This is a genomic window from Bradyrhizobium sp. NBAIM08, assembly GCF_020193935.1.
In the GTDB taxonomy this organism is placed as follows: Bacteria; Pseudomonadota; Alphaproteobacteria; order Rhizobiales; family Xanthobacteraceae; genus Bradyrhizobium; species Bradyrhizobium yuanmingense.
Map to the genome: position 1 here is coordinate 45375 of NZ_JADYVR010000002.1, position 26009 is coordinate 71383.

Here is a 26009-nt window from a genome sequence, read left to right on the forward strand (position 1 = left end):
CGCACGATGCTGGTCGACAGTCATTGCCATCTGGATTTTCCGGACTTTGCGGAAGATCTCGACGGTATCGTGTCGCGGGCGCGAGCCGCCGGGATCGCCCGCATGGTCACGATCTCGACGCGGGTCCGGCGGCTGCAGGACCTGCTCGCCATCGCGGAGCGCTATGACGACGTCTATTGCTCGGTCGGCACCCATCCGCATCATGCGGACGAGGAGGACGGCATCGCGCCGGATGAGCTGATTGCGCTGACCCAGCATCCCAAGGTCGTCGCGCTCGGCGAGGCCGGGCTCGATTATTTCTACGACAACGGCTCGCAGGAGGCGCAGGCGAGGGGCTTTCGCGCCCACATCGCCGCCGCCCGCACCACCGGCCTGCCGCTGGTGATCCATACCCGCGAGGCCGACGAGGACTGCGCGCGCATCCTGGAAGAGGAGGCCGCAAAGGGATCGTTTCGCGCCGTCCTGCATTGTTACACGGGCGGGCGCGAGCTGGCACTGAAGGCGGTGTCGCTCGGGCTCTATATCGGCTTCACGGGAATCCTGACCTTCAAGAAATCGGAGACCTTACGCGCGATCGCAGCCGAACTGCCGCCCGACCGTATTCTGGTCGAAACAGACTCGCCTTATCTTGCGCCCGGCAAGTTTCGGGGCAAACGCAACGAGCCGGCCTACGTGGTCGAAGTCGCAAAAGTGCTCGCCGAGACGCGCGGCGTGTCGCTCGACGAGATCTCGCGCCAGACCAGCGAAAACTTCTTCCGCCTGTTCTCGAAGGTGAAAGCTTGAGACTGGGAGCCACATGACGCTGACGCTGACGATCCTGGGCTGCGGCTCCTCCGCCGGCGTGCCGCGCCCGGCGCTCGGCTGGGGCGCCTGTGATCCCAACAATCCCAAGAACCGCCGTCGCCGCTGCTCGCTGCTGGTCGAACGGACGTCCGAGCATGGCACGACACGCATCGTCATCGACACCTCGCCGGACCTGCGCGAACAATTGCTCTCGACCAATGTCGACCACATCGACGCGGTGTTCCTGACGCACGAACATGCCGACCAGACCCACGGCATGGATGATCTGCGCTCGGTCGTCATGCACATGCGCCGGCGCATTCCAACCTATTTCAACCAGTCGACCGCCAAGGACATCCTGTCGCGGTTCTCCTATTGCTTCATCTCGCCCGAGGGCAGCGATTATCCGCCGATCCTGACGCGGCATTCGATCGAGGCGGGAGAAAGCCAGACCATTCTGGGGAAGGGCGGCGCGGTGACGATGACCGCCTTTCTGGTGCAGCACGGCAACATCCCCGCGCTCGGCTACCGCATCGGGGATGCGGCCTACACGCCTGATCTCAATGATATCCCGCGCGAGAGCTGGGAGGCGCTGGAAAATCTCGATCTCTGGATCGTCGACGGCCTGCGCTACACCGGCCATGTCAGCCATTTCAGCATCAACGACGCGCTGTCCTGGATCGAGCGCTTCAAGCCGAAGCGCGCGGTCATCACCAACATGACCGCCGACGTCGATTATGAGGTTATCCGGCAGTCGCTGCCCCCTGGCGTGGTGCCGGCCTATGACGGGCTGCGGCTCGAGACGCACTAAACCCGCGGTGGAAATTCTCCTGCCAGCCGGCATAGACCTTGCTTGCACCGGCCCCATCATGTTGATCTAACGTCTGAAAGACAGGCGTTGGGCAGGGCGATATTCAAACAGGACCGGCAGTCGGATGCTATCGGTCCGTCGAGTCGCATCGTGTGAGGATGGGGATCGCGTTGGCAGAGGACGATGTAGCGACTCAGGGACCGGTACGACGCGCGCTGGACCTCCTCTATCTCGGCGCGGGCTATGCCGCGGGCGTCTTCCTGGTCGCGATCTTCGCAATCATGATGGTGATGTCGGTCGGGCGCCAGTTTGCGCTCAACATTCCCGCCGGCGATGATTTTGCGTCCTGGTGCATGGCGGCGATGGCGTTCCTCGGCCTCGCTCACACGTTCAAGCGCGGAGAGATGATCCGCGTCGGCCTGTTGCTGGAGCGCTTGCACGGGCGGACCAAGCAGATCGCGGAGGTCGTGGCGCTCGGCATTGCCGCTGCCTTCATTCTCTACTTCACCCGTCATGCTGTGCAGATGACCTACGATTCCTGGCGCTTCAACGACGTGGCGCAGGGCGTGGTCGCGCTTCCGCTCTGGATTCCCCAGCTCGGCTTCGCCGGCGGCCTCGTGATCCTCTCGATCGCGCTGATCGACGAGATGGTCAACGTCATCGGCGGCAACCGTCCGAGCTACGAGAAGGGCTCGCCCGACGAAACTCCGGCAGAGTTCGTCGAACGCATCTCGCAGGGCGGTGGGGGCTGACCATGGCCAGTCTCGGCATGATCGAGCTGTCGTTCGTCCTGCTCGGCGTCATGATCCTGCTGCTGGGAAGCGGCGTCTGGATCGCGGTCTCGCTCGGGCTGGTCGGCTTCGTGGCGATGGCGCTCACCACGAGCCTGCCGCTCGGCACCGTGCTTGCGACCACCACCTGGAGCGCGAGCTCATCCTGGACGCTGGCGGCCCTGCCGTTGTTCATCTGGATGGGAGAGATTCTCTTCCGCACCAAATTGTCGGAGGAAATGTTCCGCGGCCTGTCGCCCTGGGTGCAGTGGCTGCCGGGACGGCTGACACATGTGAACGTGATCGGCTGCGGCATCTTCGCGGCGGTGTCGGGTTCGTCGGCGGCGACCTGCGCGACGATCGGCAAGATCGCGCTGCCGGAGCTCGACAAGCGCGGCTATGACAAGGGCCTGAGCCTCGGATCGCTGGCGGGCTCGGGCACGCTCGGCCTGCTGATCCCGCCGTCGATTCCGATGGTGGTCTATGCCGTCACGGCGAACGTCTCCGTGCTTCAAGTGTTTCTCGGCGGCTTCCTGCCGGGATTGCTCGTGATCGCGCTCTATTCCGGCTACATCATCATCTGGTCGCTGCTCAACCCGACAAAGGTTCCGCCGCGCGATCCGCCGATGCCGCTCCGGCAGAAGCTGCGCGAGTCCGCCAAGCTCGCGCCCTGCCTGCTGCTGATCCTGGCGGTGTTCCTGTCGCTCGTTCTCGGCTTTGCGACGGCGACGGAGTGCGCGGCCTGGGGCGTTTCCGGCGCGCTGCTGCTGGCTTGGTGGAGCGGCACGCTCACGCGCAAGAACTTCCTCGAGAGCATCATGAGCGCGACGCGCCTGACCTGCATGATCATGCTGATCCTGGCAGGCGCGGCCTACACCACGGCGGCGATGGCCTATACGGGGATTCCGGCCGCGCTCGCCACCTGGGTCCAGGGCCAGCAGCTCACGCCGAGCATGCTGGCGCTGTATCTGAGCATCATGTACATCATCCTGGGTTGCCTGATCGACGGCATCTCGATGATCGTTCTGACCGCTGTCATCGTGCTGCCCATGGTCAGGCAGGCCGGCCTCGACCTGGTCTGGTTCGGCGTCTATCTGATCATCCACGTCGAAATGGCGCAGATCACGCCGCCGGTGGGGTTCAACCTGTTCGTGCTCCAGAACATGAGCGGCCGCGATACGTTCACGGTCGCGCGGGCGGCCTTCCCGTTCTTCGTGCTATTGCTCGCTGCGGTCTTCATCATCACGGAGTATCCGCAGATCGTGACGTTCCTGCCGAAGCTCGCTTTCCCAGACTGAGCGTACCCGTTCTCTAGATCGACTGTGAGGAGAAGTCCGATGATGTCTCGTTTATTCCACGCATCTTTGATTGCCGGCGTTGTGCTGGCCGCGACACCTGCCTTGGCTCAGACCAAATGGAACCTGCCGGCAGCGTATCCTGCGGACAATCCGCACTCCGAAAACCTGGTCGCGTTCGCCAAGGACGTCGAAGCCGCCACCTCGGGCAAGCTCCAGATCACGGTTCATCCGGGCGCCTCGCTGTTCAAGGCCCCCGACATCAAGCGCGCCGTGGTGACCGGGCAGGCGCAGATGGGTGAGGTGCTGCTGTCGATCCACGAGAACGAAGACCCGATCTTCGGCGTCGACGTCGTGCCGTTCCTCGCGACCAGCTTCCCCGAGGCGACGAAGCTGTATCAGGCCTCCAAGCCTGCGATCGCCAAGAAGCTCGACGCGCAAGGTCTCAAGCTGCTGTTCGTGGTGCCGTGGGCACCGCAGGGCGTCTACGTCAACAAGCCGCTGGCCACGATCGAGGACATGAAGGGTCTGAAGTGGCGCGCCTACAATGTCGGGACCGCGCGGATCGGCGAACTGGTCGGCGCGCAATCGGTCACGATCCAGGCTGCGGAACTGCCACAGGCGTTGGCGACCGGCGTGGTGAACTCCTTCATGTCGTCGGGCGGCACCGGCTACGATTCGAAGGCGTGGGAGTCGCTCAAATACTTCTATGACGTGCAGGCCTGGATTCCGAAGAACTACACTTTCGTCAACAAGGCTGCGTTCGAGGCGCTCGACAAGCCGACCCAGGAGGCCATCCTGAAGGCCGCCGCCACCGCGGAGACGCGCGGCTGGAAGGCTTGGGAAGAGAAGGCCAATTGGTACCTCGGTCAGCTCAAGGCCAAAGGCATGACTGTCGAGCCGCCGAGCCCGGCACTGAAGGCCGGCTTCCAGAAGATCGGCGACCAGCTCACGGCCGACTGGCTTAAGAAGGCAGGGGCCGACGGTCAGGCGGTGCTCGACGCCTACAAGAAGATGTGAGGATGAGAGAGCTTCCACCCGCCGCAGGCGGGCGGAAGCTTCTTTGGCCGCTGATCAGGCCGAGATCGCCTTCACCGAGCCGACTTCGTTGCGCAGCAGGAACTTTTGGATCTTGCCCGTGGACGTCTTCGGGATCGGCCCGAACACGACCGCCTTCGGCGTCTTGAAGCCGGACATCTGGCTGCGGCAGAAGGCGATGATTTCCGCCTCGCTGGCACTGGCGCCCTCTTTCAGTTCGACGAAGGCGCAGGGCACTTCACCCCATTTCGGATCGGGCTTTGCCACCACGGCCGCGAACAGCACGGCCGGGTGCTTGTAGAGGATGTCCTCGACCTCGACCGAGGAAATGTTCTCGCCGCCGGAGATGATGATGTCCTTGGAGCGATCCTTGATGATGACGTAGCCGTGCTCGTCGAGCACGCCGAGATCGCCGGTGTGGAACCAGCCGCCTTCGAAAGCTTCCTTCGTCGCCTTCTCGTTCTTCAGGTAGCCCTTCATCACGATGTTGCCGCGGAACATGACCTCGCCGATGGTCTCGCCGTCGCGCGGCACCTGCTGCATCGTTTGCGGGTTGATCACGGTGACGCTTTCCTGCAGCGGGTAGGGCACGCCCTGCCGGCGCTTCATGCGCGCGCGCTCGGCGGCGGGCAGGTCATCCCAGCCCGGCTGCTCGGCGCAGACGGAGGCGGGGCCGTAGACCTCGGTCAGGCCGTAAACATGCGTCAGCTTGATGCCGATGCTTTCGGCGCCTTCCAGCACCGCGACCGGCGGCGCTGCGCCCGCGATCAGGCCGACGACGCGGCGGGCCGCATCGCCCTTTGGTGCATCGGGCGCGTTGATCAGCGTGTTGTAGACGATCGGCGCGCCGCACATATGGGTGACGCCGTGTTGCTTGATCAGCTCGAAGATCCTGGTCGGCTCGACCTTGCGCAGGCAGACATTGATGCCGGCGGCCGCCGCAATGGTCCAGGGAAAGCACCAGCCGTTGCAGTGGAACATCGGCAGCGTCCAGAGATAGACCGGATGCTGGCCGAGATTGCCGGCGAGGATGTTGCTGACGGCGTTCAGATAGGCGCCGCGATGATGGGTGACGACGCCCTTGGGATTGCCCGTCGTGCCCGAGGTGTAGCTCAGCGCAATCGCGTCCCATTCATCGCTCGGCGTGATCGGCGCGAAGCCTGGATCGCCTTCGGCGACGGCTGCCTCGTATTCGATCTCGCCGATGCGGGTGCCGCCCTTGAACGATGCATCGTCGACGTCGACCACCAGCGGCTTGGGGCCGGTCATCTGCGCCAGGGCCGCAGTGATGACGCCTGAAAACTCTGGATCGACCAGGATGATTTTCGCGCCGCCATGATCGAGCTGGAACGCGATCGAAGGCGCATCGAGGCGGATGTTGAGCGCGTTGAGCACGGCGCCGGTCATGGGCACCGCGAAGTGCGCCTCGTTCATCGCGGGAATGTTCGGCAGCATCGCCGCGACGGTGTCGCCGACGCCGATGCCCTTGCTCGAAAGCCACGAGGCGAACCGCCGGCAGCGCTCATAGGTCTGAGCCCAGGTGAAGCTGCGGCCTTCATAGACCGTGCTGACGTGATCGGGATAGACCGCGGCGCTGCGCGCGAGGAAGCTCAGCGGGCTCAGCGGCACATAGTTGGCTTGCGTCTTGTCGAGGCCGATATTGTACGGATTCTGTCGCTCGCTCATCGACACCCTCCTTAAACCGCATCAAAGAAATCCGATCGAGATCCAGGGGAAGATCGCGACGATGATCAATCCCACCAGCAGCGCCAGCAGATAGCCCCAGATCGGCCTGATGCCTTCGGCCGGATCGACGCGCCCGATGGCGCAGGCGGCATAATAGCCGACGCCGAACGGCGGGGCGAATAGCCCGATACCCATGGCGAGAATGATCACCATGGCGTAGTGCACCTCGTGCACGCCGACGGCGCGGGCGATCGGAAACAGCAGCGGTCCGAACAGCACGATCGCCGGGATGCCCTCCAGCACGCTGCCGAGGATGGTGAAGGCCAGGATCGACACGGCGATGAAGGTCGCAGCCCCGCCCGGCAATCCCGTCATGGCTGCAGCCAGCGAGCGCGAGAAGCCGGATTGGGTCAGGCCCCAGGCCATGCCGGTCGCCGTGCCGATGATCAGGAGGATCGCACCCGACAGCGCGGCGGTCTCGACGAGCATCGGAAACAGCCGCCGCCAGTCGAAGCGGCGGTAGATCAGAAGGCCCACGAGGGCGCCATAGACGATGCCGATGGTGGAGACTTCGGTCGCGGTCGCGATGCCCTCGACCACGGCATAGCGGATCACGAAGGGCAGCGCGAGCGCGGGCAGGGCGACGACGAAGGTCTTGCCGATCTCGGATGCCGTCGCGCGGCGGACGTGGCTCATGTCCTCGTGGCGGTAGCGCCACCACACCAGCATGCAGAGCATGACGGCGAGCACGACGCCGGGCAGGAGGCCGCCGGTGAAGAGGGCGGCGATCGAGACGCCCGTGACCGAGCCGATCGTGATCAGCACGAGGCTGGGCGGGATGGTCTCGGTCTGGGCGCCGGTGGCCGCCAGCAGCGCGACGAGATCGCCGGGCTTGGCGCCGCGCTCTTTCATCTCCGGGAACAGCACGGGCGCGACTGCCGCCATGTCGGCCGCCTTGGCGCCAGAGATGCCGGAGACGAGGTACATCGCGCCGACCAGCACGTAATGCAGGCCGCCCCTGATATGGCCGAGCAGGCTTGCCAGGAACGCCACCATGGCCCGCGCCATGCCGGTCATCTCGATCAGTAACCCCAGAAACACGAACAGCGGCACGGAAAGCAGGATGAGGTGGCTCATGCCCTCGTCCATCCGCCCGACCAGCACCATGACCGGCGTGCGCGTGGTCAGCGCGAGATAGCCGTAGATCGCAAGACCAAAGCCGAACGCAATGGGAACCCCGGCAAACACGCAGAAGCCGGCGACGCCGACGAAGAAGATGATGAGGTTGAGATTGCCGAGCGGTCGCAGCAATGGCTCGGCCAGCCAGAACAGGCCGATCACGACCGCAACCGACAGCACGGCGGCCGCAACCATTCGGTAGTCGGCCGCGCGCACGAGCCGCAGCAAGGCGAAGGCCGCCATCAGGCCGATGCCGGCCGGCAGCGCAGCGGCGCGCCACATGTTGGAGATCTGCAGCGCCGGCGTCGTGATGTAGCTTTCTTCATAGGCGTAGTCGCAGGCCGGCCACACAATCAGGATCAGGAACGCCAGGGCCGCGGAGGTCGCGACCAGATCGAGATAGGCCCGCATCGCCGGCCTGGCGCTGGCGACGACCGCTGTCATGCGCATGTGCTCGGAGCGGCGGAACGCAACCGCCGCGCCCAGCATGGCGAGCCACAGGAACAGGATCGAGGCGAGCTCGTCCGACCAGATCAGCGGCCGGTGCAGGCCATAGCGTGCGACCACGCCGGCAAACAGGATCACGATCTCGGCGACCACCAGGATCGCCGTGGGGATTTCGACGACGAGGCCGAGCACGCGCTCGACTGAGGCCAGCAGCGAAGGTCGGCGAGGGGACTGCAACGTCACCTCGCCCACCACTTCGGTCACCTCGATCTCGACGTGAGCCATCCTGATACCGACCTCGACGGCCCCAACGTGCTACGACAGCTTGCCGACGGCCTTCTCCAGAAGCTCCCAAGCCTGATCGCCATATTTGCCCTTCCATTCGGCATAGAAGCCGGCGGAGCGCAGCTTGTCGCGGAACGGCGCGATAGGCGGCTGGTTGAAGGTCAGGCCCTTGCCCGCGAGCTCCTGCTGCAGGTTGGCGTTCAGCTTGGCGGTATCCTCACGCTCCCTAACGGCGGCGGCATTGATGTTCCTGGCGACGATGGTGCGCACGTCCTGAGGCAGCTTTTCCCAGGCTCTGCGGTTGGCCAGGAACCAGAAGCCGTCCCACATGTGGTTGGTCAGCGAGCAGTACTTCTGCACCTCGTAGAGCTTGCCGGTCGAGATGATGGCCAGCGGGTTCTCCTGGCCCTCGACGATCTTGGTCTGGAGTGCGGAATAAACCTCGCTGAAATTGATCGAGGCGGGCGCGGCATCGAACGCCTTGAACATCGAGGTCCACAGCGGCGACACCGGCACGCGGATCTTGAAGCCCTTGAGATCGTCAGGCCCGGCGATCGGCCTGGTCGACGACGTGGTCTGGCGGAAGCCGTTGTCCCAGATCTTGTCCATGACCTCGAGGCCGGCCTTCTTGATCTCGCCGCGGACATGGGCGCCGAGATCGCCGTCCATGGCCTTCCAGACCGTGTCGTAGTCCGGGAACGCGAAGCCGATGCCGTTGATGGACGCCGCCGGCACCAGGGTCGACAGGATCAGGCCGGACAGCGTGAAGAACTCGACGCCGCCGGAGCGGATCTGGCTCAGCATGTCGGTGTCGGAGCCGAGCTGATTGTTCGGGAAGATTTGCAGGTCGAACTTGCCGCCTGTCTCGGTCTTGATCGCCGCCGCCATCTCCTTGGCACGGACGTTGAGCGGATGGGTGTCGGGCAGGTTATTGGCGTACTTGTAGGTGAACTCGGCGCTCTGGGCGCGGGCCACATGGGGCGCACCGAGGCCGCCCAGGACCGCGGTCGCGGCGGAAGCCTTGAGAAGCGTGCGTCGGGAATAGCGCGTGGAAAGGACCATGGGTCTGCTTCCTCGGAAGGTTTGTTGTTGTTCTGAGATGCAAACCTATACGGGCGGTCGGCCTTAGGGTCATCTGCGATCTCGCGGATGCCTCGCTTATTGCAGCCGGACAATGTCACGGCAATATCGGCTTTCGCAGACCTCGACCCGTTTCAAAACCTGAAAAACAACCCCATGCACAGTAGACGTCAAGAGCTAAGACGACGGCCGACGCGCAGGAGATACGGGCTTTGGCGAAGGTCGGATGTCAGCAATTCCGCCCAAATGATTGATCTCATTGTACATAAATATATTCCATAATATACCTTATGCGAATTACGGATGTGCCGGGCACCAGGCCAATGTCCTGCGGCGATTTCGACGATGCTACGTTGATCTGGTTCTGCCGACTGGTACCCCAAGTGATCGGCGGCTTCCTCCTCTGGCAACGTGACGATGCGGCTGCGGCGCGAGCCTACCTCCAAGCTCCGGCGGTCGGCGGAAGCCCAGACGCCGCGATCCACCGGCTGGTGATCGCCCTAATCGAGGTCTCTTCCGCCTCGGCCAGTCCCCTCTCCCCGAACGTCCGCTATTCGGTCTTGACGTTGCGTTCTTCGATCACCTTGCGCCAGGACGGGATTTCTGCGGCGATCAGGGCGTGCAGTTCGGCAGGCGTGCTGGCCTTGGCCTCCACGCCATAGGAGAGAAACCGATCCCGTATTTGCGGCATCGCCAGCACCGTGCCAAGCGCAGCGTTGAGCTTGGCCAAGACGTCTGGCGGAGTGCCGGCAGGCGCGAGAATGCCGAACCACGTTTCGACCGAATAGCCCTTCAAGGCACTGCCGATGGATGCCGCACCGGGAGCAACCGGAGAAGGACCGGGCGAGGAAACCCCGAGCAGCTTCACCTTGCCGGAGCGGATGTGCTCGTTCAGCGTATCGGACGTGGTGGTGAGCAGAATGTCGACCTCGCCGGCAAAGATGGCGAGCGTCGTCGGCGCCTGGCCCCGGTATGGGACGTGGACCATCTGCAGACCTGCCTGATTGAGGAAGCGTTCCGTGCTCAGATGCCCGAGCGAGCCTGGTCCAGCGGAGGCATACAGCATCGGCTTGCTCTGCGCCTTGGCGTAGGCAAGCAGCCCGGCAAGGTCGTTCACGGGCACCTTGTCGCTTGACACCAGAACCAGAGGCGCCGTGGAGACCAGGGACACCGGTGCAAAGCTCTTCAGCGGATCGAAATCGATGCCCTTCTGCAGCAACGGTGCGATCGAAATCGGCCCATTGTTGGCAAACAGAAGCGTGTAACCGTCGGCATCCGATCGGGCCGCTTCGTTGGAACCGGTCGTGCCGGCCGCACCGCCGCGATTGTCGATGACAATCGGCTGCCCGAGGATTTTCGTCATCGGCTCCTGCAGTGCACGAGCCATGATGTCGGTCGAGCCGCCGGCGGGATATGGCACGATGAGCCGGATCGGACGCGATGGATAATTGTCCGCTGCGGCGGGCGCAACGAGGATCGCCGCTCCGAATATGAAAGTCAGAACACGCAGTACCTTCACGTCGATCCTCCCAAGCTGTTTTTTGATTATCTTGCGGTAGAACAATTCGCGGCTTGCAGCTTTAAATCATAGGGGTGTCTCACCCTTGCCAAATGCGCCGGCGGCAGCCGCCTGTCCGATGTCGCTGTTGGATAGGCCGAGCACGCGCGCGAGGATCTCATCCCGATGCTCGCCGACCGCGGGGATGTCGTGGCCGATCCCAGTCCGCGCGCCCGACATCCGCCACGGCGCGTTGACGCCCCTGAACTCGCCTGCGACGTCGGCGATCGGCGCGAATACGCCGCGAGCAGACAAGTGCGGGTCATCCAGCGTTTCCGCGGGATCGCGAAAGCGGGCGCTCGGAATACCGGCGCGATCGAGCGCTGCCAGGCACTCATCCACCGTGTGCTGCATCGTCCATCGCTCGACGACCTGCATCAGAGCGGTCCAGTTCGCGCCGCGCGCCGACACCGAGGAGAAACGAGGTTCGGACGAGAGCTCCGGCAGGCCCGTGAGGTCGCGAAGCGCGGAAAAATTGCGTGCCGACACCGGCGCGATCAGGACGTCGCCGTCTTTGGCGCGCACAGGGCCGTAGGTCGGGCGCGCCACCGGCGCCGAGAACTGCGCTTCCTGCAGCTCGTACACCAAGAGGTTCAGCATACAGTCCATCAGAACGACATCGACGTGCTGCCCTGCTCCCGTACGCTCCCGTTGTACCATCGCCGTTTGAATCGCCGAGAAGCCGAAAACGCCGCCGAGAATATCGGCGACGAACACGGCTCCAGCCGCCGGCCGGTCGCGATCGCCGGCATATCGCATCAGCGCGCGGTCGAAACCGCTCTCGGCATGAACGATCATTGCATAGGCCGGGCGTTCCGACTGCGGACCGGTCTGGCCGTAGCCGGATATCGAGCAATAGATCAAACGGGGATTGATCTTGCGAAGCGCCTCATATCCGAGACCCAGGCGCTCCATGACGCCGGGCCGGAAATTCTCGACCAGAATATCCGTGCTTTCGACCATGCGATGCACGAGCTCGATCGCCTCGGATGATTTGAGGTCCAGCGCGATGCTCTTCTTGCCGGCATTGAGCTGACCGAAATAGGCGCTTTGGCCGTCGCGAAGGGGCGCGCGCAGACGCATCTCCTCGCCTTCCGGCGGCTCGATCTTGATCACTTCGGCGCCGACATCCGCCAGCAGCCGCGCGCAATAGGGTCCGGCGAGCATGATGGAGAAATCCAGCACGCGGACGCCCTCGAGTGGTGATTTCAATGATTGGCCCTGCATCATCGGTTCCTATCGAGGTAAGCCAAGCGCACGCTGCGCAATCAGGCTGCGCTGAATTTCGTTCGTGCCGATGCTGATCACCCACATCAGCGAATGACGCAGGTTTTGCTCGAACCGGCCGTTCTCGACGGCCCCCGGCATCTGTTCGGACAGCGTGGCCCGCATGCCAAGGATGTCGAGCGCGGCTTCGCCAAAGCGTTCCATCAGCTCGCTGGAAAAGACCTTGCTGATCGCGCCATATTCCGGCGGCGTGACGCCGTCGGCGGCAAGGTCCGCGCAATGCATCATCAGTTGGCGGCCTATCTCGATTTCGCAGGCGAACGCCGCCATGCGGTCCCGGACAATCGGATCTCCACTCAACTCCTGCCGGGCGATCACATGCTGGCGCAGTTGTTCAAAGGTATGCGCAACTTTCAGCACGATGCCGCCGCCGACCAGTCCCCGCTCGAAAGCGAGCGCTCCAGTCAGGACTTTCCAGCCCTCGTTTTCACCGCCGACGAGGTTCTCCACGGGCACGCGAACATCGTCGTAGAAGATGTTGGCGAACGTTCCATCGTACATGGTGGTGGCCGGCCGGATCGTGATTCCGGGTGTGTTCATCGGCACGATGAACATGCTGATGCCTGCATGGGGCTTGGCGTTCTTGTCGGTTCGCGCCGCCAGGAACATGTATTTTCCCCACCAGGTCGTGGTCCAGATCTTCTGACCGTTGATGACCCAATGGTCGCCGTCGCGGACCGCGCTGGTTCGCAGCGCCGCAAGGTCGGAGCCTGCCTGCGGCTCGCTGTACCCCATCCCATGCATGGCCGCGCCGCGCAGAATTTCCGGCAGATACTTCTTCTGCTGCTCGGGCGTACCGAACATCATCAAGGCGTTGGCCTGGATCGAGGCGCCGAGGCGCGGAGCTTCGTACTGCTCCATGGTCTCCATGAAGGCGATCTGCTCAAGCGGCGAACGCGCCTGGCCACCGAACTCCTGCGGCCAGCCGAGGCCGATCCAGCCGGTGCTCCCCATATCGGCAGCAAATTCAGCGTCGAATTCACGCTTTGCGAACGGCTTGGCGTCAAAAGCGGCCTTTCGGCCGCCCGCCCAGTTCTGTGCAAGCCACCGCCTGACATGTTCGCGCAGTTCGTTCCCGGCGGAGCCGAGATCATATTGCGGCATCGCTGCACCGCCATTGTCGAACAGGTGGGCGGCGAGGCGGCGTCTGGCATGGGCCGAGCCACCAAGCGCTATGGTGTCCAAATGCACGCGCTTGAAGTGCAGCGGCGCTTCGTGTTCTTCGGCGTAGCCGATCGCGCCGAATGTGTGCTGCGTCTCAAGAGAAACGCGTCGCAAAGACGGACCCCCGAACGCCATGGCGCAATCGGAGAAGTATTGCCAGTCGCGATCACCCTCGTCCCGCAGCTTCGCCGCGTGGCGCAGAACGAGACGCACGCCCTCGAGATCGACGAAGCAGCTGGCGAGCTTGTGCTGGATCGCTTGAAATCGCCCGATCGGTTGGCCGAATTGCTGCCGCTCCCCGGCGTAGGCTACCGCCAGCTCGAACGCACGACGCGCGGCACCATGGGCGCGCGCCAGCAGCGCCAGTCGCGCGATCGATCGCAAATCGCTCAGGCTGATCTTGGCAGCAGGAACAAGTCTTGCCGGCGCCGCATCGAGCGCCAGCTCCCAATTGCCCCATGCACCCATCGCGCGCGTGGGGGTACGATTAACGCCGTGAGCCCGAAGGTCGAGGAGCGCAAGCTGTTTCTCGTCCACCGGCGCGAGCAGGTGGGTAGCGCTCCCCGCGGCCTCAACGAACCGAAGCGATCCTGTTGCCTTCTCGCCAAGAAGCGCGATCGACCCGATACCAGGATCGGAGTCGAATGCACCGAACGAAAAAACAACACGCGCCGTGCCCCCCTGAAGTGCTGTTCGCAATTCCCCTGCATCGGGGGATGCACCTGACAGCACGAGATTTGCCAGCACGGCAGACCACATCGGAGCGGGACACGCCGCGCGGCCAAGTTCTTCCATCACCGTCAGGATCTCACGAAGGCCGCCCTCCTCCGGATCTGCGCCCAGAGCCGTGAGACCTTGCCCGGCCAGCTTGTTCCACATCTCGGTGATCGCGTCGGGCGATGCACCATCCTTCAGGCAGTCGGCTCGCCAATGCGCTTCGAGAAGCCCGCGCAGGGATTCGCGAAGCATGCCCGCAACGTCGTCGCTTTCGATGCCGGAGGCCGCCATTGCGAGAGCCTACACCTGACCGAACCTCGGTTTGCGCTTCTCCTTGAAGGACATGGTTGCCTCCTTGTGATCCGCTGTCTCGAACGTGACCTGTTCGAGCGCCATTGACGCCTCGAGCAACATGTTCACGCGATCCTTCACGATCTGGTTGATCGACAGCTTGGTCCAGCGGATCGCCCAAGTTGGGCCGTTTGCCAGTTCAACGGCGATTTCCCGCGCCTTGCCCAGCACGTCAGCACGAGGAACGACATGATTGACGAGGCCGATCCGCTCCGCTTCCCGCCCCTTCAGCAGCGTGCCGCGGATCAAAAACTCCTTGGCCTTGTTGATGCCGACCAGCAACGGCCAGATGACGGTGCCGCCGTCCCCGGCAACCAGCCCAACGCGCGAGACGTGCGTGTCGCCAATGCGCGCATCTTCGGACATGACGGTGATATCGCACAGCAGCGCATGGGTCGCAGCGAGCCCGATGGCATCGCCATTGATCGCCGCGATGATGGGTTTGTCGAGCTCGAGCTGCCGCGTCACGCCGCGGCGGCTGATCATGGGATCATGGACCTCACCCTCCTCCAGGACGTCCCCGCCGGGACGCTCAGACATGGCCTTGACGTCGCCGCCGACGCTGAAGAAATCGCCGGCGCCGGTCAGCACGACGACGCTGACGGCGTGGTCATCGGCGAGGTCGTCCCAGATCGTCCGCAGCTCGCGGATCAGCTTCTGATTGATCGCGTTGCGCAACTGCGGCCGGTTCAGGGTCACCGTCGCCACCTTCTCCGACACGTCGACCTTGAGGCATTCATACTTTGCGTAGTTCGACACTTTATTCCTCCCGTTGTTATCGTGTTCGAGCGCAGGCCTTCGGCGTCCAAGCCCGGCTAACGCCGCATGCCCGGCTGGACCTCGGCCAGCGCGACATGCAGCGACATCGCGCCCGGATCCTGCTCCAGCATTCGCTGGACAGCTTCGAGATGCGCGCGCATCAAGCGGCGCGCCGATGAGGTGTTCCGTTCGGCTATGGCGGAGAGCAATTGACGCCGCCGGTCGGCCAACCGGCTCATCGCGACGCCGCTCGAGGCCACCTTGGCGTAGACGAAGCGCATGTGAATTTCGGTCACCGAATCCATGATCATCGCGATGACCTTGTTTCCGGTCGAGGCCGCCAGCAGCTTGTAGAATTCGCGCGAGCACTCGACCCGGTCGAGCAGCCTCCCCTCCTTCGTCGCAAGCTCGGTTCGCCGGATGTTGGCCTCCAGTGCATCGAGATCGGACTGGCGTGCATGGTCGCACGCAAGACCGACGACGAGGTCGAGCACGTGGACACGCGCCTCCGACAGCTCCCGGACCGAAATCGTTCCAAGGCTCAGCATGTCCCGCATGACGTCGTTCATGCGTCTGGTGTCGCCCTCCTGGATGAAGGCACCGCCTTTGACGCCCTTCAGCAATCGAAGCACGCCAGCCATCTCGAGGCTGCGCAACGCCTCCCTCAGGACATTGCGGCTCACACCGAGCTGCTGCGCGAGATCGCGCTCCGGAGGCAGCTTGTCGCCGGGCTTCAGCTGCCCGAGCGCCAGCTGCTCGCGGATGCGCTCGCAGATTTCCTCGAACGCCCGCCTCGTATGGATCGGCCGGAACCTGGGGGCCGGCGCGGGACTTGCCGTCGCCCGCTGATCGGCCGGGCGCTCGCGCCTACCGGGCGAAACATTGCGTGACTGCGCACCGGCGCGGGGGCTTGACTTGGTGTTCATGTGGTGAATTATTAAATGGATCACCCATTCAATGGAAGCCCCTTTCTGGGTTTCACTCAAGAAAGTCCACTACGAGGGTCCATGAGCTTTTCCGAGGAGCAGATCGCCTTCCGCGACACCGTCCGCAAGATAGCCGAGAAGCATGTGGCGCCGATCGCCGCCGAGATTGACGAGACCGACCGCTTTCCGACCGAGCTCGTGAAGCTGTTCGGCGAAATGGGGCTGATGCAGCTTTGGGTGCCGGAGCAATATGGCGGCCCGAACGGCAATCTCACCATGGCTTGCATCGCGCGCGAGGAGATCTCGAGGATATCACCTGCCTGCGCGTCGATCGCCTGTCTGAACACCATGTTCATTATGCCGCTCCTCCACTTTGGCTCAGAGGAACAACGAAAAAGATACCTGCCGATCATCGCCAAGGGCGGCGTCGTCACCGCAATCGCCATCTCCGAGCCGCAGGCCGGTTCAGACGTCACCGCTATTGCGACACGCGCGCGGAAGGATGGCGATTCCTACGTTCTCGATGGCCGCAAGCAGTGGTGCAGTTACGGGGTGGTCGCCGACTATATGGTGGTGATGGCACGGACCAGCGACGGTCCAGGCTCCGATGGCATAAGCGCCTTCATTGTCGAGCCGAAGAAGATGGCCGGAATTTCCTTTGGACGTCACGAGCGCAAAATGGGTTTCCGGGGCGCGCCGAATACCCCGATCTTCTTCGACAATGTGCGCGTGCCGAGGGAAAATCTGGTTGGGGAAGAAGGCAAGGGCTTTCGAGCCTCGATGCGCGCCCTCGATCTCAATCGACCGACCATTGGGGCACAGTCCGTCGGATTGGCTCAGGGCGCGCTCGACGCCTGCGTCGCCTACGCGAAAGAGCGCAAGCAGTTCAAGAAATCGATCTCGGAGTTCCAAGGCGTCCAGTTCATGCTCGCGGACATGGCGATGCAAATCGAGGCCGCACGTGCACTGGTCTACGAGTGCGCGCGCGCCGGGGACGCGGGTGACTGGAAGCGCCTAAATGTTCTTGCCAGCATGGCCAAGTGTGTGGGCAGCGATATGGCCATGAAGGTCACAACGGATGCGGTGCAGATATTCGGGGGCTATGGCTACACCATGGATTACCCCGTCGAGCGCATGATGCGCGACGCGAAGCTAACCCAGATCTTCGAGGGCACGAACCAAATCCAGCGGGTCGTCATCGCGCGTGAGCTGCTCAGTTAGACAAACGCGGCCCTGGTCCTGAACCGGGCCGCACCTTTCTCGACTTCGCCTCCGCCGCGTCGAGGGTGCGCGAGCCAGTTGTTGCGCAACCTCGCGGAATGAGCCGCGGCGATGCTCACCGTCAGACGTGAATGCGGTGTGGTGTTAATTCACGGCAATGATGCGCGCGATTCGACCACAAATCGGTGAGCACCCTCGTATGGAATCTCAATACCGTGCGAGCTACGTCCCGAGGCCCAGCTCGGCCCGTCGAGATGGCCGAAGCCGATATCGCCCCTTACCGAGCTCAAACCCGAGGTCGCTCAGTCCTGGTGGATTGCGCTGCTCCGGCGAACTTTCCGACCGCTGACCGCAACGGAAAGTTCGGAAAGTGTGGGCCAGTTCATACAATCGAGCGGCCGCGAGCCGCACTATTCGCAAATAGCGTTGCATTGCGAAACACGTTTCGGTTGCCGGGCTCAGGCGCGAAATGGCCTCAAGTCTGCGTGCGACCCGGGGGAGCCAAAAACATGCGTCGTGATTTGACCATCAAGACCGGCAGCATGGCCGGCACGTCCGATTTCAGGGTGATGGCTCCGATCAAGAAGGGGTTCGTGCCGTCCCTGGATGCGACCACGTACAAGACCCGCGTCAAATACGTGCTACGGGCGCTGAATGGCGGACGCGCCAACGCGTATGAATACGAGCTCGCCCGCGTGCTGACCGATTCCGTTGACCGCGTCGGGCGGATCCACTCGGTGGGCATCGCCGTGCTCGAACCCGAGGACGAATCCGTGGACGGCGTGGACTATGTGCTGCTGACCGCCACGTTCGACGGCTCCTGGGAAGCCTATGTCCGCGTCATCTGGCAGAAGGCCGCCCGGCTGCTCGACCTCATCTTCTGCAATACCGATGGTTATGTGCTCGGATACGAGAACACGTACGAAAACTGGGGTATCTGGCTCAAGAGCAAGCAGACCGAAGCCTATTTCCTCTATGCCACTCCCGACCTGACCGTGGATGACACGCGCTTCCTGCGGATGGAGGAGCGGGTCTATCGGCGCGCCTCTGGCGCCGGCGCCGACAAGATCGTCACGCGGATCAGGATTCCCTCGCCGGAAGACATCGCGCGACACTCGATATTCGAGGTCGACGGCCAGGTCGGCGTCGATCCGACCAATGCCGGCTTCAGCAAACCGCTCAGCATCGAAGCCGCCGCCCGGCCTCCGTTTCGCCACGGCATCCGCGCACTGGCGGGCCTCTACCGTCTGGCCGACTTCTATCCGCCGGGGACGCATGACGGGGTGCTTCTGCATCGGGCCGGCCACGAGCTGCTGCCCGAATTCGTCACCATGATCAACGACCCCACCTACGCGGAAGGCGTCAAACGCGCTCGCCGGCGCTATGAAGAGGCCCTGCGCTGGTTGATGACCCCGCCCGATGTGGCGCCGGTACGGCGCAACCTGCCCCTCGCCCCGCCGGCAAAACTGCCGTTGCAGGATCCCGGCAACGTGCAGGGCGGAATTCTGACCGCCTACAATTCAGATCACGGCTGCCTGCTGCTGCTGCAGTTCGCCAACCCGGCCGCACTGGCCGCGTTTCTCGACGTCCTCGAGGTGACGTCCGAAGCCGACGTTCTGACGCCGGGGCAGATCGTCACCAACATCGCATTCACGGTCGAGGGACTGCGTCAGGCCGGCCTGTCCGACGAAGAGGTGCGCACTCTGCCGGAAGAGTTCGTGCAGGGCATGGAAAGACGCGCCGGCCTGCTCGGCGACGTGCGCTGGAATCATCCGCAGCGATGGCGCCTTCCCGCCAGCAACTGGGCGCTCGGGACCGACGCGCCGGACCTGCCCGAAGGCGACCCGGCGCCGCGCATCAGCATGAGCTCGGTCCATGCCGTCCTCCAGCTCCGCCTGTTGCTGTCCAAGGATGCGCAGCCGACGGCGGATGCGAGACAGGCGTTGATGGCCGAAATGAACCGCCTGGTCGGGGTCGATGCGGGTATCAGGCCCCTTTCGATCCAATGGATGCAGCGGCAGCGCGACAAGAGATCCCGCGACATGCAGGACCATTTCGGGTTCGCCGACGGCAGTTCGAACCCGGTGCTGCGAGAGTGCGAGGCCGGCACGTACTATTCCAATCAGGTGCATCTCGGCGAAATTCTGTGCGGCTATCCGAACATCGCCGACGAGACGGCGCCATTCGGCAACGCGACCAATCGTGCTCACGCGATGCTCCGCGACGGCAGCTTCATGGCGCTGCGCAAGCTGCGACAGGACGTCGAGCAGCTCGAGGATGTGCTCGCCCGCGCGACGCGACAGGCAGCCGAGATGGCCGGACCGGACGCACCTGCCCTGACGCGCGAGACGCTGATGGCTAAGATGATGGGACGCTGGCCGACCGGCCATCCCCAGGCCGGGCAACCCCTGACCCCTACTCCGCCCCCTGACAAAGGCCACAACGACTTCAACTACGACGCCGACCCGCAGGCCCAATCGTGTCCGTTTCACGCGCACATACGGCGCGCCAATCCGCGCGTGTCGATCACCAAGGCGGATGCCGGCGCGCGGCCCCCACGTATCGTCAGGCGCGGCATGTCCTACGGGCCGCCCGTCGAGCCGCAAGCCGCCAAATCCGGCCAGCAAGCAGAGCGGGGCCTGGTTTTCATGGCCTACAATGCCAGCCTCGGCGAGCAATTCGAGGTGGTGCAGAGCTGGCTCTCTGGCGGCAACAGCGCGGGTTCGTCCTCGGGGGTAAGCGATCCTTTCCTCGGCCTCGCCGAGCCTGGCCGGCTCCGGCATTTCCGTTTCGAGCATGAAGGCCAAACCATTCGCGTCGCGCTCGACGGCTCGGACCGGCTCCACGACGAACCTCGTCCGTTCGTTCGTCTGGAATGGGGAGCATATTTCTTTGCGCCATCGAAGAAGGCGCTTGCCGATCTAAAGCAATGGGCGGCGAGCCGGGGGTATAAACCGGCCGTGACATGGTGCGCGGATCGGGGAGAAAAGGAGATCGCGCGTCTGCGCCTGATCGAGCGCCGGCAGGGCGAAGCCGCGGCGATGGCCGCGTGGAAGACAGCGCTCGAAGATCCGGATTCAGCCTCGCATTTCGTCAACGCCTCGATCTGGGCTGCGATCCGCGAGCGCCACGGCGGCGCACTTCGCACGCCCTTCGGGGTCTTGGTGGCCGACCGCGACATGGTCTACAAGGTGTTCGCCGATTCCGACACCAAGCTGACCATCACCGGCTATCTTCCCCGCATGCTGCGGTCGTTCGGCATCCTCTATCTTGGCCGCGACGCCGGGCAGCCCGACCAGGTCTACGAGCAGGAATCCGAGGCGTGCAACGCCGCGATCATGGCGCTCGACCAGCCCGCCGCATTCGAGCTGGCGCGCGCGGTCACGCAGAAGTTTCTGGGCTTGATGGTCAAGCAGACGATCGACTTTGCCGCAGGCGACGGCGAAGCGAGCTGGGAATTGACCGTCGACGTGCACGAATTGGTGGATCCGCTGCTCGCCGCCTTCTGCGAAGCGTGGTTCGGGTTGAGCGAAGACGGGGGGCACTTCCGCCGCGTCGGCTATCGCTGGGATTGGAAGCCGGGCGAGCCGCCCGGTTATCCCGGCCATTTCCTGTCGCCTTCGCGCTACATCTTCCAGCCGCACCCAAACGCGACAGTGGAGGCGATCGGCGCGGCACATGGCGACGCTGCGCGCCGTGCGATGGAAGGTTTCCTGACGCAGTTCGGGCCGACAAACGGTCCGGTGACCAAGGCGGTCTATAACTCGCCACGCGGCAACGGCGACATTCCGTTCGTGGCGCGCACGGTCGCCGGCGCCATGATGGGATTCATTCCGACCGTCGACGGCAACCTGCGGCGGATACTGAACGAATGGCTGCGCGAAGGAACGCTATGGGCGTTGCGCGCTCGCTATGCCGGCACGAAGGCAAAGAACTACATGGACGCCCTCAACCGGCTAAGAGACGACTTCATCCCCGCGATGCAACTTCGCGCGGTGCCCGAATTGATCTGGCGGACGGCGGTTGTTTCGCAGACCATCGGAGGCGTCGAGGTGAGGCCCGGAGACGTCATCGTCGCCGGCGCAGTCTCCGCCACCCAGCAAAGTCTCGCCGAAGGTCGCCAGGACATCTACCACGCCTTCGGCGGCAACCGCAGGGTCCCGGGGCATCCCACGCATTCATGTCCCGGAGCAGACCCGGCACTGGCGGTGATGCTGGGTTTCTTCAGCGCACTGGTGGAGACGGAGCTACCCTTGCGGACCGGCCCCATTCCAATGAGCCTGACGATGGACGGAAGAGTTCCCGCACCGAGCCCACCTCCACCCTAGAGCCGTGTAAGGAAAGGTGCGCAGGGGTTAGACGGCACAATGCCGAGCGAGCTGATCGTTGGCGTAGCCGACGGGTATGCCAATGACGAGCCTGATCGTCTCCTCCGCATGCCAGTGCATGCCGAGCGCGCGCAATTTCTCGGCGGCTTCCATCATGGTCTGGCGGGCCGCCTCGCCCCGGCCCTGCCCTGCGAGAAGCTCGCCGCGCAGGGAGAGGTTCAGAGCCGCATCGCGCAGCGAACCGCGCCAGCCTGCGGAGGTTTCAGCCCGTCGCAACCAGCGCTCGCTAAGGCCGAGATCCTGGCGCAGGGCTGCGAGCTTCGCCAGCGAGCGGCATGCCGCCGCCTCGCCCAGTCGCTCGCCTTCGCGCGCACGGCGCAGGACATGGGCGGCATACCGCCGCGCCGTCTCGACATCGCCTTCGGCCGTCGCCGCCTCGACGAGCCAACTATATTGAACCGACGTGTAGAATTGAAATTTGCGCCGCTCCATCCAATCGGCGGCGTTCCGCAACTGCAGCAAGCCATCGGCGTCGCCGGTCGCCGACCAGCGGGCAAATCCGGAGGCGGCGCGGCAATCGGCCAGAAGCAGCAGGCTGCGCGTGTTCTCGGCGATGCGCGCCCCTTCCACGGCGAGCTGCTCCGCCTCCTGCCAGCGACCCTGCCAGATCAGTGCGACCGCAATCCAGTTGCGCACGGAGTTGACGACCGGGTGGGTCGAGCCTTCGACCAGAGCCATGCCTTCACTGAAACAGGCGTGGGCGCCCTCGAAATCGCCGCGATCCGCCAGGATGCCGCCCTTGCACGACAGCGCATAAGCCGCCCCGAAGGATATCGCACCATGACGCCGGCTGCGCTGCTGCTTGGTCGAAATGGCAGCGTCGATCAAGGCGATCGCTTCGTCGTACTGACAGCTTGCAGCCAGAATCTGCCCGAGCGTCGCTTCGATCTGCGCGATCAGGCGGCGGTCTTCGAGCTTGCGCGCCAATTCCAGCGCCGTCCGCGTGTGAGTCACGGCCTCCCGGAAGCGGCCGAACCCGTAGCACATCCAGCCGAGCCATTCATAGGCGCTGGCCATCGCGGCGGTGTCGCCGAGGGAGGACGCGACCGCAACCGCGCGTTCGAACACGGAGGTGTCGTCGGTCAGCGACAGCGGGTCGAAGATATTGGCCATCGCCAGCTTGTTGGCCAGCAGGCACCAGCGCAGCGATTGCTCGCGCGAGCGATCGGGCACGCGATCCAGCGCCTGCATCGCGACCTGGTACTGCGCACTGGCACGATCGAGCGCAAATGCAGCCATGGCCTTGTCGCCGGCGCGTTCGGCATAATGGGCTGCGCTTTCCCAATGACCTGCGCCTTGCGAATGGTAGGCCAGAGCTTCCATCGCCTCCTCGCGATCAGCCTGCTCGGACCGCGCCAGCAGGGTGGCTTCGATCCGCTTGTGCAATGCCTGACGCTCGTGCAGGCCAATGGTGTCGTAGACCGCATCGCGCGTGATGCCGTGCTTGAAGCGAAGGACGCCGCCCGCTGGATCCGTATAGAGAAAGTCCGCATCCGCCAATGCCCGCACGATGGCCGGGTCGGGTTCGCTGCCGCAGGCCGAAACCAGCATCCCGTGCGGCACGGTGTTGCCGATAACGGCCGCGGCGCGCACCACCTTCGCCTCATCGGGCGGCAGGCGTGCCAGGCGCGAAGCGACCAGGGTTGCGATCCAGCCCTGTTTGCTGCGCGCTTCGAACGAGGCAGGATCGTTGGCGGCGATGGAATGGCAGAGCTCTTCGATGAACAACGGCACCCCGCCCGCATAGGCATGGATGCGGGCTACGAGGAAGGGATCGGCCTGCGGGACCCAGCGTCGTACGGCAAAGTCGGTTTCCGGCCCCTGAAACGGTTCGAGAAATAGGTGCGGTGCGCCGGAAATCCATTCGCTGCCGTCCTCGCGCGGCCGGCTGGCGAGGATGACGCGAGGTCCGTTGGGCAATTCCAGCAAAGCCTGCAGCAATTGGCGGCTCGCGTCATCAGACCATTGCCAGTCGTCGATCACCAGCACCAGCGGGCCATGTGCCGACAGTCCGGTGAAGAACCCGAGCAGATCGCCGACGACGCCGTCGACGGTGATGCGGCCGCCACGCGCATCGGCGCCGGCCGACGCCAGTGCCAGGATCGATTCTGCATTCGGACCGAGCTGGGCCGCCCATGGCTCCAGAGCCGCGCGCGCCGTCTCCTTTGCCTCGACGAGGGAGGCGTCCGCTCGAATTCCCAGCGCAGCGCGCAGCATTTGCAGGAATGGTTGCAGAACCTCGGCACCGACGTAACTCTCGCAACTGCCTCGCAGCAGCCTGATGCGCTCGGTGCCGACGTGCCCCAGCACCTCTTCCAGAAGGCGCGTCTTGCCGAGTCCGGGCCCGCCGACGACCACCGCGCAGCGTTGCGCCTGCGCAGGTGCTCCGCTCAGAAAGCGTGTCAGGAAGCCGAATATCTCGTTGCGGCCGATGAAGGGTGTCAGGCCGCGGCGCGAGGTTGCTTCGAAGCGTCGGGTCGCCGTGCTTCGACCCAACACCAGCCTCGCCTGCGGCATTCCCGAAGCCGCCGGGAGGTGGGCGGCGAGCTCGAAGAAGTTGGCATGCGGCCCAAGGGCATCGAGGCTGGCCAGGATCTGATCCGGACCGGCGTGGCGCGACAGGTGCGCTGCCGTGTTCACGACATCGCCGATCAGGTCATACCGGCCGGACTCGATGTCGCCTTGGGTCAGGAGCACGGTGCCGGCATGGATACCCGAATGCATTCGAAGCGGCATCAGCGCCGGCGATACGCCATCGTGGCGCAGCTCTCCGACCCATTCGTGAATATCGAGTGCTGCTTCCGCAGCACGACGACCGTCATCTTCGCCGGATTGGGGATAGCCGAAAATGGCGAGCGCACCGTCTCCCTGCGTTCGGATGATGCGACCACCGTGCTTCGCCACCGCGCGATGCCAGATCTGCCGCAACTGGCTGAGGAGTTCGGAAAGGTGCTCGGACTCGACATCCCGGCCCAGGGCGGTTGATCCGACAAGGTCGGAGAACAGCACCGTCAATCGATGACGTTCGCCTCTGGGGTCGCGGGTCTGCGTAATCATCGTCAATCGCAGCCAACTCGTTGACGAACCGCAAGAACGGTCTCCAGCGGGTGCCAGACCGGATGCAGCAAGTATCGCAAAAGGCCATAGTAACTCGCCCAACCCGCAAGTGGAAGCTCGCGGGGATTGCATCCGCCGAATATGGCGATCAGGACGACCGCATTGGCCTAACCTATTAAAAAACCTCATGTCTTCCGTTTGCCGACGGCGCGGCGCCGCCTCGCCTGCGCAGGCCAAGGCGTGGTTCAAAGCCGGTGGTTCACAGCCGGAGGATCACGGCGGAGAATATCGAGCTGGCATTCCTAGGGAAGCGGCAGCCGGTCCAGCTGGCTCTGCGCCTTCTTGACGGCGGCCGCATACCAGCTCTGGCTCGGGGCTTCCTTGGCGAAGCACGCCGTGAAGGCGGTCATTGCCTTGTCCTCGCGGGCCATCTCGCCGCGCGGGTCTTTCTTGTCGACGGGCTTTGCCATCATCTGCTTCCAGACCTTCTCGCAGGTCGGGATCGGGGCGGTCTTCACGGCCTCCCTTGCCGCGAGGAAATAGACCTTGTCGCTCTGGATCGCGACGACGTCGATTTCGTCCGGCGGGCCCTTGAGGCCGCCATTGCCGCGCACGCCGAGCACAGCGACTGCGACGCTCGCCCTTGCCGGCTTGGTGATCGGCAGCTCCGCGTAGATCGCGAAGGCGGCGTCCTGGATGGCGTAATAATAGAAGCGGTCGGATTTCAACGCGGCGCCACTGTCCTGAGGCATGCCGTCGGCGCGATGCTCGCCAAGCCAGTGCTTGAGCAGCCCGGTCGTGGTCACCACAGCCTGCATCTTGTCGCCTTCGGATGCGAAGCTCAGCCCGTCGAGATGGCCGAAGCCGATGTCGTCCTTGAACAGCGTATCGACGTTCGACTTGCCCTCGGCCGGGAGTCCCTTGATCGCGACCGGACCGACCAGGCCGCGCAGCACGCCGGCCAGCTCCTTCAGGGCCGCATCGTGCTGCTTGTAGATCTCGTCGCTCTCCTTGGCATTCGAGAATTTTGCGATGTAGCGGTCGCGCAGGTCGAGATAATGCTGCTCGGGCGCGGCCGCCCCGGCGGGCGCGGCCAGGACGAGCAGGCAGAGCAAGGCAAGCAATCTCATTGCAATTCCGGGAAGACTGGAGAGCGATCTCCATCTTTGTGCCGACGCCGCGTGCCAAGGTTCATCCATTGGCGGAA

At 64.1% G+C, this 26009-nt stretch carries 17 protein-coding genes; 7 read left to right on the forward strand and 10 right to left on the reverse strand.

The features are described 5' to 3' along the window. Nucleotides 1-6: 6 nt before the first annotated feature. The 5 genes from I6F37_RS06300 (at nucleotide 7) to I6F37_RS06320 (ending at nucleotide 4679) form a co-directional block, all read left to right on the forward strand. Nucleotides 7-783, forward strand: a complete 777-nt coding sequence (locus tag I6F37_RS06300; protein WP_035999225.1) for a TatD family hydrolase — start codon at nucleotides 7-9, stop codon at nucleotides 781-783. Between the two features lie 13 nt (nucleotides 784-796). Continuing rightward, nucleotides 797-1594, forward strand: a complete 798-nt coding sequence (locus I6F37_RS06305; RefSeq protein WP_035999229.1) for an MBL fold metallo-hydrolase — start codon at nucleotides 797-799, stop codon at nucleotides 1592-1594. 158 nt (nucleotides 1595-1752) lie between these two features. Continuing rightward, entirely contained in the window at nucleotides 1753-2346 is a 594-nt protein-coding gene (locus I6F37_RS06310; protein ID WP_225150637.1) for a TRAP transporter small permease, read from the forward strand. 2 nt (nucleotides 2347-2348) lie between these two features. After that, nucleotides 2349-3662: a TRAP transporter large permease gene (locus I6F37_RS06315; RefSeq protein ID WP_035999234.1), complete on the forward strand. Its 1314-nt coding sequence runs from the start codon at nucleotides 2349-2351 to the stop codon at nucleotides 3660-3662. 39 nt (nucleotides 3663-3701) lie between these two features. Next, entirely contained in the window at nucleotides 3702-4679 is a 978-nt protein-coding gene (locus I6F37_RS06320) for a TRAP transporter substrate-binding protein (RefSeq protein ID WP_035999237.1), read from the forward strand. 54 nt (nucleotides 4680-4733) lie between these two features. Here I6F37_RS06320 and I6F37_RS06325 read toward each other — a convergent pair whose 3' ends face one another. The 8 genes from I6F37_RS06325 to I6F37_RS06360 form a co-directional block, all read right to left on the reverse strand. Further along, nucleotides 4734-6383 (reverse strand): acyl-CoA synthetase, encoded by a 1650-nt coding sequence (locus I6F37_RS06325; protein WP_035999240.1) that lies wholly within the window; start codon nucleotides 6381-6383, stop codon nucleotides 4734-4736. A gap of 21 nt (nucleotides 6384-6404) precedes the next feature. Then, the gene (locus I6F37_RS06330; RefSeq protein ID WP_225150639.1) at nucleotides 6405-8294 is read right to left on the reverse strand and encodes a TRAP transporter large permease subunit; all 1890 of its coding nucleotides are present in this window, start codon (nucleotides 8292-8294) and stop codon (nucleotides 6405-6407) included. A 30-nt stretch (nucleotides 8295-8324) separates the two neighbouring features. Further along, nucleotides 8325-9356: a TRAP transporter substrate-binding protein gene (locus I6F37_RS06335; RefSeq protein ID WP_225137299.1), complete on the reverse strand. Its 1032-nt coding sequence runs from the start codon at nucleotides 9354-9356 to the stop codon at nucleotides 8325-8327. A 568-nt stretch (nucleotides 9357-9924) separates the two neighbouring features. Next, nucleotides 9925-10893 carry a tripartite tricarboxylate transporter substrate binding protein gene (locus I6F37_RS06340; RefSeq protein ID WP_225150641.1) on the reverse strand — a complete coding sequence of 323 codons (969 nt, stop codon included), beginning with the start codon at nucleotides 10891-10893 and terminating at the stop codon, nucleotides 9925-9927. A gap of 66 nt (nucleotides 10894-10959) precedes the next feature. Further along, the gene (locus I6F37_RS06345) at nucleotides 10960-12144 is read right to left on the reverse strand and encodes a CaiB/BaiF CoA-transferase family protein (RefSeq protein WP_306469111.1); all 1185 of its coding nucleotides are present in this window, start codon (nucleotides 12142-12144) and stop codon (nucleotides 10960-10962) included. A 24-nt stretch (nucleotides 12145-12168) separates the two neighbouring features. Next, nucleotides 12169-14391, reverse strand: a complete 2223-nt coding sequence (locus I6F37_RS06350; protein WP_035999267.1) for an acyl-CoA dehydrogenase — start codon at nucleotides 14389-14391, stop codon at nucleotides 12169-12171. Nucleotides 14392-14400: 9 nt separating this feature from the next. Then, entirely contained in the window at nucleotides 14401-15210 is an 810-nt protein-coding gene (locus I6F37_RS06355; RefSeq protein ID WP_035999270.1) for an enoyl-CoA hydratase/isomerase family protein, read from the reverse strand. A 56-nt stretch (nucleotides 15211-15266) separates the two neighbouring features. Beyond that, nucleotides 15267-16136: a FadR/GntR family transcriptional regulator gene (locus I6F37_RS06360; RefSeq protein WP_051056824.1), complete on the reverse strand. Its 870-nt coding sequence runs from the start codon at nucleotides 16134-16136 to the stop codon at nucleotides 15267-15269. Between the two features lie 81 nt (nucleotides 16137-16217). On the opposite strand from I6F37_RS06360, the gene I6F37_RS06365 reads away from it, so the two are divergent. Together I6F37_RS06365 and I6F37_RS06370 are read left to right on the forward strand one after the other, a co-directional pair. Then, nucleotides 16218-17357 (forward strand): acyl-CoA dehydrogenase family protein, encoded by a 1140-nt coding sequence (locus I6F37_RS06365; RefSeq protein ID WP_035999273.1) that lies wholly within the window; start codon nucleotides 16218-16220, stop codon nucleotides 17355-17357. A gap of 509 nt (nucleotides 17358-17866) precedes the next feature. After that, nucleotides 17867-21685 carry a Dyp-type peroxidase domain-containing protein gene (locus tag I6F37_RS06370; protein WP_225150644.1) on the forward strand — a complete coding sequence of 1273 codons (3819 nt, stop codon included), beginning with the start codon at nucleotides 17867-17869 and terminating at the stop codon, nucleotides 21683-21685. A 27-nt stretch (nucleotides 21686-21712) separates the two neighbouring features. Here I6F37_RS06370 and I6F37_RS06375 read toward each other — a convergent pair whose 3' ends face one another. Together I6F37_RS06375 and I6F37_RS06380 are read right to left on the reverse strand one after the other, a co-directional pair. After that, entirely contained in the window at nucleotides 21713-25051 is a 3339-nt protein-coding gene (locus I6F37_RS06375) for an AAA family ATPase (RefSeq protein ID WP_225150646.1), read from the reverse strand. Nucleotides 25052-25104: 53 nt separating this feature from the next. Further along, nucleotides 25105-25932 (reverse strand): hypothetical protein, encoded by an 828-nt coding sequence (locus I6F37_RS06380; RefSeq protein WP_225150648.1) that lies wholly within the window; start codon nucleotides 25930-25932, stop codon nucleotides 25105-25107. Nucleotides 25933-26009 lie beyond the last annotated feature (77 nt).